The sequence below is a fragment of the Rubrivivax gelatinosus genome (assembly GCF_016583785.1).
In the GTDB taxonomy this organism is placed as follows: Bacteria; Pseudomonadota; Gammaproteobacteria; order Burkholderiales; family Burkholderiaceae_C; genus Rubrivivax; species Rubrivivax gelatinosus_B.
On record NZ_NRRU01000009.1, the window covers coordinates 13,786 to 25,901 of the forward strand.

Here is a 12,116-nt window from a genome sequence, read left to right on the forward strand (position 1 = left end):
CCCGATGGACCCACACCACCCGACCGAGCGCCGACGGCGGCGCCCCCGGCCGTTGACGGCGCGCATGGTCATCGCCGGCGGCGCGGCGCTGATCGGGCTGCTGTTCGCCGTCGTCGGCGCGAGCGCCCTCTATGAATACAAGGAGGCGCGCGAGGTGCAGCAGGAGCGCGCCGCACTGCTCGCGCGGCTGCTGGAGGAACACGCGACGGCGTCGCTGGACAGCGCGTCTGCGGCGCTCGCGACCATCGCCGAGCGTGCCGAACGCATGCCGGCCGACCAACTCGACGAGCTCGCCCCGGCGCTCGCCCGGCTGGTGGGCGCGCAGCCGCTGTTCGCCGCGGTGGCGCTGGTCGACGAGCGCGACACCGTCGTCGCCGCGAGCACGCCGCAGGCGCGCGGCCGGCGCCTGGACAGCACGCGCCTGGCGGCGCGCCCCGGGCCCGGCGCCGAGACCATAGGCGCGCCGCTGACCGACGCCACCCCGCTGGGCGTGCGCGCACGCACGATCCCGATGCTGCACGCGGTGGGCCCCCGCGCTGACGGCCGGCGCCTGCTGCTCGTTGCGTTGCTCGACGAACACCTGCTCGCGCGCCACCAGCGCCACGCCGTCGGCGACCCCGGCACCAGCGCCTGGCTGGTGCTGCGCGACGGCCAGGTGCTGAACGCGACGCCGGACGCGCAGCCCGGCGTCGGTCAACGCCTGGAGGTGCCGGCGCCGGCTGGCCCGCTGCAGCAGCACGAAGGCTCGAGCGCCAGCGGCGGGCACGTGCTCGCCTGGCACGAACTCGGGCAGCGCCCGGCGCTGCTGGTCGTCGTCGCACGCGACCTCGAGGTCGCGCTGTCCGGGTGGCGCGCGCTGCTGCGCTGGCTCGTGGCCGCCGTAGCCGCTGCCGCCGCCGTCATCGTCGCGATGACCATCGTCGCCGAACGCAGCGTGCGCGCACGCGAGACGGCGCGCCGCCAGCGCGACGCGGCGCAACAGGCCGTCGCCCAGCGCGAACGCGAGCTGAGCGTGATCGTCAAGAGCGTGCAGGAGCTGATCTTCCGCACCGACGCCCAGGGGCGGCTCACCTTCGTCAACGCGCGCTGGCACGCGGCGACCGGGCTGGCAGCGGCCGGCCTGCTCGGGCGCACGCTGGCATCGCTGGTGGACGAGGCCTCGCGTCCGGCCGCGACCGCGCTGCTGGCGCCGGGCGACGGCGGCACGCGCGCGGCGCAACTCATGTTCGGCGGCACGCGCAGCTTCGACGTCGCCGTCTCGCCGCTGCAGGAAGGTGGACAGCTCGTCGGCTACGCCGGCAGCGCGGTCGACGTCACCGCGCGCTGCGCCGCCGAGCGCGAGCTGCAGAACCAGCTCGCGCTGTCGGCGCTGATGCTCGACACGATCCCGTTGCCGGTGGCACTGATGGACCGCGAGGCGCGCTACGTCGCCGTCAACCGCGCCTGGGAGCAGCTCGCCGGCGCCGAGCGCCAGGCCCTGATCGGCAAGCAGGTGCGCGACTACCTGGTGCCGGCCGAGGCCGAGCAGCACGAGCGCCACAACCGGGAGTTGCTGGCGCGCGGCGGCGTCGTGCGTTACGAGGCCGAGGCGACGACAGCCGACGGCTCGCGGCGCACGATGGCCGTGACCAAGGCCGCGGTGCCCGGCGACGACGGCCGCCCGCGCGGGCTGCTGGCCACGCTCGACGACATCACCGAGTTCCGCGAAGCCGACCGCACGATGCGCGAGGCACGCGACATGGCCGAGGAAGCCTCGCGCGCGAAGTCCGAGTTCATCGCCAACATCAGCCACGAACTGCGCACGCCGCTGCAGGCGATCATCGGCTTCTCCGAACTCGGCATGGTGCGCGGCCGCGCGCAGGAGCGCCTGGCCTCGATGTTCGGCGACATCCACGCCGCCGGCCAGCGCATGCTGGCGCTGGTCAACGACCTGCTGGACGTCTCCAAGATCGAGAGCACGGTCGGCACCTTCCACCTCGAGCGCACCGACCTGCGGCCGCTGATCCGCGAGGTCGTGCGCGAGATCGACCCGCTGCTCGCGCGCCGCCGCCTGCACCTGGACCTGACGCTCAGCGACGGGCCGCTGGTGGCCAAGGTCGATCCGCTGCGTTTCCAGCAGGTGGTGCGCAACGTGCTCGCGAACGCCGTGCGTTTCTCGCCCGATGGCGCGGTCATCACCGTCGGCGGCGACATCGACGAGCGCCATGAGATCGTCGTCACGGTGCGCGACCACGGCCCCGGCATCCCGCCGGCCGAGCTGGAGCAGATCTTCGAGGCCTTCGTGCAGTCGAGCAAGACGAAGGACGGATCGGGCGGCACCGGGCTGGGCCTGGCGATCTGCCGCAAGATCCTCGAGGCCCACGGCGGCCGCATCCAGGCCGAAAACGTGGCGGGCGGCGGCAGCCGCTTCGTCATCGCGCTGCCGGCGCGCGGCTTCGCCGACACCCTGGTCTGAGCCCGCGATGCGCGCCGTGGGCCAGTTGCCAATCGCCGATGATGCCGCGCCGGCGGACGCCGCGGGTGCATCGAATCGTGCGTTTCTGCGCGGCGTCAACGCGGCGAACCAGGCTCCGGCAAGGCCCTGCCGGGGCCCGCCGGCTCGGCTTGTCATCAACTTGCAACGGGTGCACACTGGCCCGGACGGCCCTAGAAGAAACACCCCTGGATCACCCCTCCTCCGTGCCTGTCCGCTCCCCCTTGCACACTTCCCCCAGCCGGGCCCGAACTCCAGGGCTCGGCGCGTTCCCACCCTCTCAAAGGAGGCTTTGATGAACCTGACGATCAGCGGCCACCACCTCGAAGTCACGCCGGCGCTGCGTGAGTACGTTCTCACCAAGCTGGATCGCGTCACGCGGCACTTCGACCAGGTCGTGGACGTCACGGTGCTGCTCACCGTCGAAAAGCTGAAGGAAAAGGAACGCCGCCAGAAGGCCGAAGTCACCTTGCGCGTGAAGGGCCGCGACATCTTCGTCGAGCAGTCGCACGAAGACCTGTACGCAGCGATCGACCAGCTGATGGACAAGCTCGACCGCCAGGTCGTGCGCCACAAGGAGTGCTCGCAGGACCACCACCACGCCACCGCCAAGCGCCTGGACGCCAACGCCGGCTGACAGCCCGTTCGCGGCCCACACGAACGACGGCCCCGCGGGGCCGTTTTTTCATGCCACATCTGGCGGCCGGACGTGCAGGGTTTTTCACCTGCCGCAAATGGATGTTGTCCTGTAGCCGCAAGAATTCGCAGTTCCCCTGCATCGGGTGGCCCGTGCGCGAGCCGGTGGGAACCCCGATTGCTATCATCCGCCGTCTAGCAACACGACGCGGCAGCAGCGAAGCAGAAACGCGGCCCGCAAGGGGAAAAGCCCCATGAACCGACTCGCCGCCATCCTGCCTGCCAGCAACGTGCTGGTGAACGTCGAAGCGACGAGCAAGAAGCGCGTCTTCGAGCAAGCCGGCCTGCTGTTCGAGAACCAGCACGCGATTGCGCGCGGCCTCGTCACCGACAACCTGTTTGCACGCGAACGCCTGGGCTCCACCGGCCTGGGCCACGCCGTCGCCATTCCGCACGGACGCATCAAGGGCCTGAAGAATCCGCTCGCCGCCGTCGTGCGGGTGCAGCAACCGATCCCGTTCGACGCACCCGACGACGAACCGGTGGCGCTGCTGATCTTCCTGCTCGTTCCAGAAGCGGCGACGCAGCGGCACCTGGAGATCCTCTCCGAGATCGCCGAGATGCTCTCCGACCGCGAACTGCGCGAGAAGCTCAAGACCGAGACCGACGCGGCCGCGGTGCACAAGCTGATCCACGACTGGGAACCGCTGAAGTCCGTCGCATGACGGCAGGCGTGCGATGAAGCCGACATCGATCAGCGCCGAAGCGCTGTTCGAGGCCCATCGCAGCGCCCTGCGCTGGGAGTGGATCGCCGGCCACGCCCACCCCGAGCGCCGCTTCGACGACAGCGCGGTGCGCGACGCACGCTCCGCCGCCGACCTCGTCGGCTACCTGAACTACATCCACCCCTACCGGGTGCAGATCGTCGGCCGGCGCGAGATCGCCTACCTCGCTGCGAGCGCGCCCGAGGACCAGGAACGGCGCATCGCGCGCATCGTCACGCTCGAGCCGCCGGTGCTGATCGTCGCCGACGAACAGGTGCCGCCGGACCGGCTGGTGGCGATGTGCGACCGCGCCGAGATCCCGCTGTTCGTCACGCGCGAATCTGCCGGCCACGTCATCGACGTCGTGCGCGCCTACCTCGCGCACCTGTTCGCCGAACGCACCACGCGCCACGGCGTCTTCATGGACATCCTGGGCCTGGGCGTGCTGCTGACCGGCGAGTCCGGCCTGGGCAAGAGCGAACTCGGGCTCGAGCTGATCTCGCGCGGCCACGGCCTCGTCGCCGACGACGCCGTCGACCTGTACCGCACCTCGCAGACCGCGCTCGAGGGCCGCTGCCCCGAGCTGCTGATGAACCTGCTCGAGGTGCGCGGCATCGGCCTGCTGGACATCAAGGCGATCTTTGGCGAGACCGCGGTGCGGCGCAAGATGCGGCTGCGCCTGATCGTCCACCTGGTGCGCAAGGAGACGATGGAGCGCGAGTTCGAGCGCCTGCCTTACGAGCCGCTGTACGAGGACATCCTCGGCATCCCGGTGCGCAAGGTGGTGATCGCGGTCGACGCCGGGCGCAACCTCGCGGTGCTGGTCGAGGCCGCGGTGCGCAACACGGTGCTGCAGTTGCGCGGCATCGACACCTACCAGGAGTTCATCGAGCGCCACCAGCGCGCGATGGAACGAGGCCAGCCCTGAGGGCCGCGGCGCCTACTTGCCGCGGCGCGGGCAGTCCGGACGGACGCAGCGTGCGTACAGCGCGAGCGCGTGGTCCTGCAGTTCGAAGCCGCGCTGCGCGGCGATGGCGCGCTGGCGAACTTCGATCTCCGGGTCGTAGAACTCCTCGACCCGGCCGCAGTCCATGCAGACGAGGTGGTCGTGGTGCTGGCCCTCGTTGAGCTCGAACACCGACTTGCCGGACTCGAAGTTGCTGCGCGTCAGCAGCCCCGCCTGCTCGAACTGCATGAGCACGCGGTAGACAGTGGCCAGGCCGATGTCGGCACCCTCGGTCAGCAGCGCCTTGAACACGTCCTCGGCGGTCATGTGGCGCCGCTCGGCGTGCTGGAAGACTTCCAGAATCTTGATGCGCGGCAGCGTGGCCTTCAGGCCGCTGCTCTTCAGTTCGTCGGCGTTGGTCATGACGGAAATCCTCGGGCGCCGGGGCCTGAAACACGCCGGCTAGAATGACGGCCATCATAGCCAGCCTATCGCGCCGCTTTCTGCGGCCGCGCAGGAATCCCCTCATGCTTCGCATCCTGGCCCTGCTGTCCGGCTCGCTTCTGCTGGGCGCATGCACGTCGGCACCGACCGCTGCCAACAGCTTCCTCGGCTTCATCACGCCCTACCGCATCGACATCGTCCAGGGCAATGTCGTCACGCGCGAACAGCTGCAGGCACTGAAGACCGGCATGTCGCGCGAGCAGGTGCGCAACGTGCTCGGCACGCCGCTCGTCGCCGACGCCTTCCACGCCCAGCGCTGGGACTACATCTTCACGATCCGCCGCCCCGGCACCGACCCGCAGCGCCGCAGCATCGTCGTGCGCTTCGACGCTGCCGGCGCGATGACCGGTGTCGAGGCGCCGGAAGACCTGCCGACCGAGCGCGAGTTCGTCGACTCGATCACGCGCAACAAGGACGAGAAGCCGACGGTGCCCAAGCTCGAGCTGACCGAGGCCGAGCGCATGGCGCTGCCGCGGCCGCCCAAGCGCGAGGACACGAACGCCGAACCCGAGATCGCCGGCCCGGCGCGCGCCTACCCGCCGCTGGAGGCTTCGTGAGCCCTGTCGCGATCGCGGTCGCCGGCGCGTCCGGCCGCATGGGCCGCATGCTGGTCGAGGCCGTTCTCGCCAGCGCCGACTGCCGCTTGAGCGGTGCGCTCGACCAGCCCGCCAGCCCCGCGCTCGGCCAGGACGCCGGCGCCTTCCTGGGCCGCACGACCGGCGTCGCCATCACCGCCGACCTGCAGGCCGGCCTGGCCGGCGCCGACGTGCTGATCGACTTCACCCGCCCCGAGGGCACGCTGGCGCACCTGGCGGCCTGCCGCGAGCTGGGCGTCGGCCTGGTCATCGGCACCACCGGCTTCACGCCGCAGCAGAAGGCCGAGATCGCCGCCGCCGCGCAGCAGGTGGGCATCGTCTTCGCGCCCAACATGAGCGTCGGCGTCAACGTCGTGCTCAAGCTGCTCGAGACCGCCGCCAAGTCGCTGGCCGAGGGCTACGACATCGAGATCATCGAGGCCCATCACCGCCACAAGGTCGATGCCCCCAGCGGCACGGCGCTGGCGATGGGCGAAGCCGTCGCGCGTGCGCTCGGCCAGGACCTGGCCGAACACGCCGTCTTCGCACGCGAAGGCCACACCGGCGAACGCAAGCCGGGCACGATCGGTTTCGCCACCATCCGCGGCGGCGACATCGTCGGAGACCACACCGTGCTGTTCGCCGGTACCGGCGAGCGCATCGAGATCAGCCACCGCAGCAACAGCCGCGCGAACTACGCCGCCGGCAGCCTGCGCGCCGCACGTTTCCTTGCCGCCAACGGCCCCGGGCTGTACGGCATGGACGACGTGCTCGCGCTCTAGGCCGCACCCGGCGATGCAGGGCCTCGCGCATTTCTGGACCGGCAGCGACGGCGTCGGCCGTGCCGTCGCCGCGCTGCTGCTGGCGATGTCGGTCAGCGCCTGGGTGCTGATCATCTGGAAAGGCCTGCTGCTGCGCCGCGCCGGTGCCGACATCCGGCGCGCCGTGCCGGCGTTCTGGGACGCGGCCTCGCTCGCCGAAGGCCGCACCCGGGTGCAGGCGCTGGACCGCGAAGGCGTGCTGCTGCCGCTGGTCGAAGCCGCTGCGGCGCCGGCGGCCGCCGGCACGCTCGAAGGCGCGGCGGCGCCCGAGGCGCGGCTCACGCGCCGGCTGCGCGAGGCGCTGCACCGGGGCCTGGCGCACCTGCAGTTCGGCCAGGTGATCCTGGCCTCGATCGGCAGCACCGCGCCCTTCGTCGGCCTGTTCGGCACCGTCTGGGCGATCCACCACGCGCTCACCGGCATCGGCGACGCCGGCACGCTGTCGATCGAGAAGGTCGCCGGCCCGGTCGGCGAGGCGCTGGTGATGACGGCCGCCGGCATCGCCGTCGCGGTGCCCGCGGTGCTGGCCTTCAACGCCTTCGGCAAGATCGTCGCCGCCTGCGAAGGCGAGCTCGAAGGTTTTGCCCACGACCTGCGCCGCATGGCGCTGGACGCGCAGGACTGAGAGCCGCGGCGATGGCCTTCGGACGCCTGGAGCGTGCCCACGCCTCGCAGCCGATCAGCGACATCAACATGACGCCGCTGATCGACGTCATGCTGGTGCTGCTGGTGATCTTCATCGTCACCGCGCCGCTGCTGGCCTCGAGCCTGAAGCTCGACCTGCCGCAGGCGAAAACCGCCAGCCCGTCGGACGAACCGGCCTTCATCGCGCTGGCGCTCGACGCCCAGGGCCAGCTCTACGTCGGCGAACGCCCGGTCGACGCAGCCGAGCTCGAGCGCGCGGTGCGCGAGGCCGCGGCGCGCGACCCGCAGACCGAGGTGCGGTTGCGCGCCGACCGCGCCGTGCCCTACGGCCGCGTCGCCGAGCTGATCGACGTCACCCAGCGTGCCGGCCTGACACGCATCGGCTTCGTCACCGAGCCGGCAGCGCCCAGGTAGCTCCCTACAATCCGGGGGATGAACGAAAAGTACGTCCCCGCCGAAGTCGAAGCCGCCGCCCAGGCGCACTGGAACGCCACCGGTGCGTTCAAGGTCGTCGAGGACCCGGACCGGCCCAAGTTCTACGCCTGCTCGATGCTGCCCTACCCCAGCGGCAAGCTGCACATGGGGCACGTGCGCAACTACACCATCAACGACATGATGGCGCGCTACCTGCGCATGAAGGGCATGAACGTGCTGATGCCGATGGGCTGGGACGCCTTCGGCCTGCCGGCTGAGAACGCCGCCATCGACAACGGCGTCGCGCCGGCCAAGTGGACGCGCGCCAACATCGCCGACATGAAGAGCCAGATGCAGCCGCTGGGCCTGGCCTTCGACTGGGACCGCGAGGTCGCCACCTGCGATGCCGGCTACTACAAGTGGAACCAGTGGTTCTTCCTGAAGATGCTCGAGAAGGGCATCGCCTACAAGAAGACCCAGGTCGTCAACTGGGACCCGATCGACCAGACCGTGCTCGCCAACGAACAGGTGGTCGACGGCCGCGGCTGGCGTTCGGGCGCGATCGTCGAGAAGCGCGAGATCCCGGGTTACTACCTCGCGATCACGCAGTACGCCGACGAGCTGCTCGCCGGCGTCAACGACAGCACCAGCGCCCACTTCCTCGAAGGCTGGCCCGAACGCGTGCGCCTGATGCAGGAGCACTGGATCGGCAAGAGCGAGGGCGTGCGCTTCGCCTTCACCCACGACATCCGCGGCGACGACGGCGAACTGATCCAGGGCGGCCGCATGTACGTCTTCACGACGCGCGCCGACACGATCAAGGGCGTCACCTTCTGCGCCGTCGCACCCGAGCACCCGCTGGCGCAGCACGCCGCCGGCAGCGACCCGGAGCTCGCCGCCTTCATCGACGAATGCAAGCGCGGCGGCACGACCGAAGCCGAACTGGCGCTGAAGGAAAAGGAAGGCCGGCCCACCGGCCTGTACGTGACGCACCCGCTGACCGGCGAGCAGGTCCCGGTCTGGGTCGGCAACTACGTGCTGATGAGCTACGGCGACGGCGCGGTGATGGGCGTGCCGGCGCACGACGAACGCGACTTCGCGTTCGCGAAGAAGTACCAGCTCGACATCGTGCAGGTGGTGCACGTCGACGGCGAGCACTACGACTACGAGCGCTGGCAGGACTGGTACGGCGACAAGACGCGCGGCGTCACGATCAACTCGGGCAATTACAGCGGCCTGGCCTATGCGGCCGCCGTCGACGCGGTGGCGCAGGCGCTGGCCGCCAAGGGCCTGGGCGAGAAGAAGACCACCTGGCGCCTGCGCGACTGGGGCATCAGCCGCCAGCGCTACTGGGGCACGCCGATCCCGATCATCCACTGCCCCGACTGCGGCGCGGTGCCGGTGCCCGAGAAGGACCTGCCGGTGCTGCTGCCCGAGGACCTGGTGCCGGACGGCAGCGGCAACCCGCTGAACAAGTGCGCCTCGTTCCTGAACGTCGCCTGCCCCTGCTGCGGCAAACCCGCGCGGCGCGAGACCGACACGATGGACACCTTCGTCGACTCGTCCTGGTACTACATGCGCTACTGCTGCCCGGACAGCGACGACGCGATGGTCGACGCGCGCAACGAGTACTGGATGCCGATGGACCAGTACATCGGCGGCATCGAGCACGCGGTGCTGCACCTGCTGTACGCGCGTTTCTGGACCAAGGCGATGCGCGACATCGGCCTGGTGAGCTTCGACGAGCCGTTCACCAAGCTGTTCACGCAGGGCATGCTGCTCAACGAGTCCTTCTACCGCGAGGAGGAGAGCGGCAAGAAGCGCTGGTTCTACCCGAGCGAGGTCGAGGTCCAGTTCGACGAGCGTGGCCAGCCGATGGGCGCCGTGGCCAAGGCCGACGGCCAGCCGGTGCGGCTCGGCGGCATCGAGAAGATGTCCAAGAGCAAGAACAACGTCGTCGAGCCGCGCGACATCATCGCGCGCTTCGGCGCCGACACCGCGCGCACCTTCACGATGTTCGCCGGCCCGCCGGACCAGAGCGCCGCCTGGTCGGACTCGGGCGCCGAAGGCGTGTTCCGCTTCCTGCGCCGGCTCTGGAGCTTCGGCAGCAAGAACGCCGCGCGCATCGCCGCCACCACCACCGCGGCCCAGGGCACGAATGCGCTGCGCTACGAGGTGCACACGCTGCTGCGCCAGATCGGCGCCGACTACGACCGGCTGCAATACAACACCGTCGTCTCGGGTGCGATGAAGCTGCTCAACGCGCTGGAAGACGGCGCCGCAGCAGCCGACGACGCCACGCTGCGCGAAGGCGTCGGCATCCTGCTGCGTGCGCTCTACCCGGTGGCACCGCACATCGCGCACGCGCTCTGGGGCGAACTGGGCTACGGCGCCACGCTCGGCGAGCTGATGGCCGCACCCTGGCCCGAGGTCGACGAAGCGGCGCTCGCACGCTCGGAGATCGAACTCGTGCTGCAGATCGCCGGCAAGACGCGCGGCAGCGTGCGCGTGCCGGCCGACGCCGACCGCAAGGCGATCGAGGCCGCCGCGCTGGCGACGCCCGAGTTCGCCAAGTTCGGCGAAGGCAAGGCGGCGAAGAAGGTCATCGTCGTGCCGGGGCGGCTGGTCAATGTCGTCGTCTGACCGCCGCCGCGCGCTGCTCGCCTTCGCCGCGCTCGGCACGCTGGCGCTGGGCGGCTGCGGCTTCGAGCTGCGCCGGCCGCAGAAGCCCTCGTTCGAGCGCATCGCGCTCGTCGGCTTCAAGCCGCGTTCGCCGCTGGCGGCGGCGCTGCGGCGTGCGCTCGAACCCGACGTGCGCATCGTCGACGTGCCGGCGGCGGCCCAGGTCATCCTGCAGGTCACCGAGGACAAGCGCGAGAAGAGCGTCGTCGCCTCGACCTCGGCGGCCCAGGTGCGCGAGTTCGAGATCCGCGTGCGCCTGCACTTCAGCGCCCACACGCCCGACGGCCGCGAGCTGATCCCGCCGATCGAGCTGCTGCGCGAGGAAGACCTGAACTACAGCGAAAACGCCGCGCTCGCCAAGCAGTTCGAGGAAGCCGAGCTCTACCGCGACATGGAGAACGACATCGTGATCCAGGTGATGCGGCGGCTCGCGGCGATCCGCCCGTAACCATGCAGCTTCGTGCCGAACAACTCGGGGCGCGCCTGCAGCGCGGCCTGGACACCCTCTACACCATCCACGGCGACGAGCCGCTGCTGGCGCAGGAAGCCGGCGACGCGATCCGCGCCGCCGCGCGCGCCGCCGGTTTCGTCGAACGCCAGGTCTTCACCGTCGGCCAGCACTTCGACTGGAGCGGCCTGCTCGGCGCTTCGCAGGCGCTGTCGCTGTTCGCCGACCGGCAGCTGATCGAGGTCCGCATCCCCAACGGCAAACCCGGCAAGGAAGGATCGGACGCGCTGCAGCGCTACTGCGCCCAGCTCGGCCCCGACGTGCTGACCATCGTGCAACTGCCCAAGCTCGACTTCCAGCAGCAGAAGTCGGCCTGGTTCGCCGCGCTCGACGGCGCCGGCGTGACGCTGAAGGTCGAGCCGGTGGAACGCAAGGCGCTGCCGGCCTGGCTGGCGCAGCGCCTGTCGCGCCAGGGCCAGCGTGTGGCCAGCGGCGAGGACGGGCAGCACACGCTCGCCTTCTTCGCCGACCGCGTCGAAGGCAACCTGCTGGCCGCGCACCAGGAGCTGCAAAAGCTCGCGCTGCTGTACCCGCAGGGCGAACTGAGTTTCGAGCAGGTCGAGGCCGCGGTGCTGGACGTCGCGCGCTACGACGTCTTCAAGCTCGGCGAAGCGGTGCTGGCGGGCCAGGTGGCGCGTGCGCTGCGCATGCTCGACGGCCTGCGCGCCGAAGGCGAGGCCACGGTGCTGGTGCTGTGGACGCTGGCCGAGGACCTGCGGGCACTCGGCCGCGTGCGTGCCGCCGTCGACGACGGCAAGCCGCTGCCGCTGGCGCTGCGCGAGGCGCGCGTCTGGGGCACGAAGGAAAAGCTGTTCGAACGTGTCGTGCCGGCCCTCGCCGGCCACCAGGCCCAGCACCTGGTGCAGGCGGCGAGCACGGTCGACGGCATCGTCAAGGGCCTGCGCCACCCCGACTGGCCGGCCGAGCCCTGGGACGCGCTGCGGCGCCTGGTGCTGATGATCGTCGACGCCACTGCCGCCGCCGGCACGCCGACACGCGGTACGCGGCCCTCGATGCCGCGCGCGCTGGCGCTGCATGCCTAGGAGACTGGGCGGCTTGAGCCGCCCAGTCTCCTAGGCTGCGCCTCTGAACACACGGCTCCCCCGAGCCCCCTCCGCGAGGGTGCTCCGGCTCGTTCGACGGCTCCC

The 12,116-nt window shown here is 70.8% G+C and carries 12 protein-coding genes; 11 read left to right on the forward strand and 1 reads right to left on the reverse strand.

Features of this window, described 5'->3' with window-relative positions:
* Window positions 1–4: 4 nt before the first annotated feature.
* The 4 genes from CKO43_RS03970 to hprK all read left to right on the forward strand — a co-directional run bounded on the left by CKO43_RS03970 (window position 5) and on the right by hprK (window position 4,801).
* Window positions 5–2,455: a cache domain-containing sensor histidine kinase gene (locus CKO43_RS03970; protein WP_200377893.1), complete on the forward strand. Its 2,451-nt coding sequence runs from the start codon at window positions 5–7 to the stop codon at window positions 2,453–2,455.
* A 313-nt stretch (window positions 2,456–2,768) separates the two neighbouring features.
* A complete protein-coding gene (gene hpf, locus CKO43_RS03975; protein ID WP_200226892.1) occupies window positions 2,769–3,110 on the forward strand; it encodes a ribosome hibernation-promoting factor, HPF/YfiA family in 342 nt (113 codons plus the stop codon).
* A gap of 253 nt (window positions 3,111–3,363) precedes the next feature.
* On the forward strand, window positions 3,364–3,834 hold the full coding sequence (locus CKO43_RS03980) for a PTS sugar transporter subunit IIA (protein ID WP_200226894.1): 471 nt from the start codon (window positions 3,364–3,366) through the stop codon (window positions 3,832–3,834).
* Window positions 3,835–3,847: 13 nt separating this feature from the next.
* The gene (gene hprK, locus CKO43_RS03985) at window positions 3,848–4,801 is read left to right on the forward strand and encodes an HPr(Ser) kinase/phosphatase (RefSeq protein WP_200226896.1); all 954 of its coding nucleotides are present in this window, start codon (window positions 3,848–3,850) and stop codon (window positions 4,799–4,801) included.
* 12 nt (window positions 4,802–4,813) lie between these two features.
* On the opposite strand, the gene fur is transcribed toward hprK, so the two are convergent.
* Complete coding sequence (gene fur, locus CKO43_RS03990) at window positions 4,814–5,242, reverse strand: ferric iron uptake transcriptional regulator (protein WP_200377894.1); 429 nt, start codon at window positions 5,240–5,242, stop codon at window positions 4,814–4,816.
* Between the two features lie 104 nt (window positions 5,243–5,346).
* Here fur and CKO43_RS03995 point away from each other — a divergent pair, with 104 nt between their 5' ends.
* The 7 genes from CKO43_RS03995 to holA are packed head-to-tail and all read left to right on the forward strand — an operon-like array spanning window position 5,347 to window position 12,011.
* Window positions 5,347–5,880: an outer membrane protein assembly factor BamE gene (locus CKO43_RS03995; RefSeq protein ID WP_200226899.1), complete on the forward strand. Its 534-nt coding sequence runs from the start codon at window positions 5,347–5,349 to the stop codon at window positions 5,878–5,880.
* Window positions 5,877–6,680 (forward strand): 4-hydroxy-tetrahydrodipicolinate reductase, encoded by an 804-nt coding sequence (gene dapB / locus CKO43_RS04000; protein WP_200377895.1) that lies wholly within the window; start codon window positions 5,877–5,879, stop codon window positions 6,678–6,680. Before CKO43_RS03995 ends, dapB begins: the two co-directional genes overlap by 4 nt.
* A gap of 13 nt (window positions 6,681–6,693) precedes the next feature.
* Window positions 6,694–7,344 carry a MotA/TolQ/ExbB proton channel family protein gene (locus tag CKO43_RS04005; protein WP_200226903.1) on the forward strand — a complete coding sequence of 217 codons (651 nt, stop codon included), beginning with the start codon at window positions 6,694–6,696 and terminating at the stop codon, window positions 7,342–7,344.
* Window positions 7,345–7,355: 11 nt separating this feature from the next.
* Entirely contained in the window at window positions 7,356–7,778 is a 423-nt protein-coding gene (locus tag CKO43_RS04010) for an ExbD/TolR family protein (RefSeq protein WP_200226904.1), read from the forward strand.
* 18 nt (window positions 7,779–7,796) lie between these two features.
* Complete coding sequence (leuS, locus tag CKO43_RS04015; protein WP_200377896.1) at window positions 7,797–10,421, forward strand: leucine--tRNA ligase; 2,625 nt, start codon at window positions 7,797–7,799, stop codon at window positions 10,419–10,421.
* On the forward strand, window positions 10,408–10,908 hold the full coding sequence (locus tag CKO43_RS04020; protein WP_200377897.1) for an LPS-assembly lipoprotein LptE: 501 nt from the start codon (window positions 10,408–10,410) through the stop codon (window positions 10,906–10,908). Before leuS ends, CKO43_RS04020 begins: the two co-directional genes overlap by 14 nt.
* 2 nt (window positions 10,909–10,910) lie before the next feature.
* Window positions 10,911–12,011 (forward strand): DNA polymerase III subunit delta, encoded by a 1,101-nt coding sequence (holA, locus tag CKO43_RS04025; RefSeq protein ID WP_200377898.1) that lies wholly within the window; start codon window positions 10,911–10,913, stop codon window positions 12,009–12,011.
* Window positions 12,012–12,116 lie beyond the last annotated feature (105 nt).

What these genes read in the sequence shown, in the direction of transcription:
- CKO43_RS03980 (WP_200226894.1), top strand. Translation starts at nt 3,364, where the DNA reads ATGAACCGACTCGCCGCCATCCTGCCTGCCAGCAACGTGCTGGTGAAC.
- CKO43_RS04020 (WP_200377897.1), top strand. Translation starts at nt 10,408, where the DNA reads ATGTCGTCGTCTGACCGCCGCCGCGCGCTGCTCGCCTTCGCCGCGCTC.
- CKO43_RS04010 (WP_200226904.1), top strand. Translation starts at nt 7,356, where the DNA reads ATGGCCTTCGGACGCCTGGAGCGTGCCCACGCCTCGCAGCCGATCAGC.
- CKO43_RS03970 (WP_200377893.1), top strand. Translation starts at nt 5, where the DNA reads ATGGACCCACACCACCCGACCGAGCGCCGACGGCGGCGCCCCCGGCCG.
- fur (WP_200377894.1), bottom strand. Translation starts at nt 5,242, where the DNA reads ATGACCAACGCCGACGAACTGAAGAGCAGCGGCCTGAAGGCCACGCTG.
- hprK (WP_200226896.1), top strand. Translation starts at nt 3,848, where the DNA reads ATGAAGCCGACATCGATCAGCGCCGAAGCGCTGTTCGAGGCCCATCGC.
- holA (WP_200377898.1), top strand. Translation starts at nt 10,911, where the DNA reads ATGCAGCTTCGTGCCGAACAACTCGGGGCGCGCCTGCAGCGCGGCCTG.
- leuS (WP_200377896.1), top strand. Translation starts at nt 7,797, where the DNA reads ATGAACGAAAAGTACGTCCCCGCCGAAGTCGAAGCCGCCGCCCAGGCG.
- CKO43_RS04005 (WP_200226903.1), top strand. Translation starts at nt 6,694, where the DNA reads ATGCAGGGCCTCGCGCATTTCTGGACCGGCAGCGACGGCGTCGGCCGT.
- CKO43_RS03995 (WP_200226899.1), top strand. Translation starts at nt 5,347, where the DNA reads ATGCTTCGCATCCTGGCCCTGCTGTCCGGCTCGCTTCTGCTGGGCGCA.
- hpf (WP_200226892.1), top strand. Translation starts at nt 2,769, where the DNA reads ATGAACCTGACGATCAGCGGCCACCACCTCGAAGTCACGCCGGCGCTG.